2 protein-coding genes are annotated in these 803 nt (G+C 72.7%); both read left to right on the top strand.

Translation table 11 applies throughout. The features are described 5' to 3' along the window. Nucleotides 1-444: DUF4331 family protein (locus ACODT0_RS42355; RefSeq protein WP_489044045.1), on the top strand; the 444-nt coding region annotated here is incomplete at its 5' end. Between the two features lie 13 nt (nucleotides 445-457). Next, nucleotides 458-742, top strand: a complete 285-nt coding sequence (locus tag ACODT0_RS42350) for a hypothetical protein (RefSeq protein ID WP_057591434.1) — start codon at nucleotides 458-460, stop codon at nucleotides 740-742. Nucleotides 743-803 lie beyond the last annotated feature (61 nt).

Raw genomic sequence — 803 nt, 5'->3', positions numbered from 1 at the left:
CAGACGCTGTTCCAGGCGCCCGCGCCCACGAACTTCCCGCGCACCGACCTGGTCGCGGCCTTCCTCACGGGCGTCGAGGGGGTGAACAAGCCGGCCAACGTCAAGGCCTCGGAGATGCTGCGGCTGAACACCTCGATCGCGCCCACGATCAAGGCGAACCAGAGCAACCTCGGCGTGCTCGGCAACGACCTCGCGGGCTTCCCGAACGGACGCCGGCCGGGCGACGACGTGGTCGATGCCGAACTGCGCGTGGCGATGGGCGTGCTGTGCGTGGCCACCGGTGCCAGCGACACGCTCAAGGTCGGCTGCAAGCCGGCCGACGCGCCCGCGGGTAGTGCCCCTCTGACCGACGGCGCGGCGCAGAGCCCCACGGAGTTCCCCGATGCCTTCCCGTACCTGAACACGCCGCTGCCGGGTTCGACCTCGGCCTCGGCCGCGCGCTGAGGAGGATGCCGGCATGAACCGCAACATTCCTCGCATCGCCGGCCTGCTGCTGGTGGCCGCTTTCCTCGCCGGCTGCGGCGGGGGCGGCGGCGGTGGCGCCGCGTTCTATCCGTTCCCGCCGGTGAGCGGCAACAACCCGCCCGAGAACCCGCCGCCGCAGGCCGACGCGTACGACAGCTTCATCGCCTACGTGCAGTCGCTGGTCGCCTCGGTGCTCGACACGGCGGAGCCGGCCAACGTGGCCGCCTTCGACCCGGCGCCGACGTCGGAGACCAAGGACCCCGTCGCCACGCAATGAGGCTGGCGCAGCGGTCCGCGGCGGCACTGCTCCTGTCGCTGGCCGCGGCCGGCGCCGCGCT

This window comes from Variovorax sp. FG153, from assembly GCF_057809595.1.
This window is presented reverse-complemented; position numbering and strand designations above follow the sequence as displayed.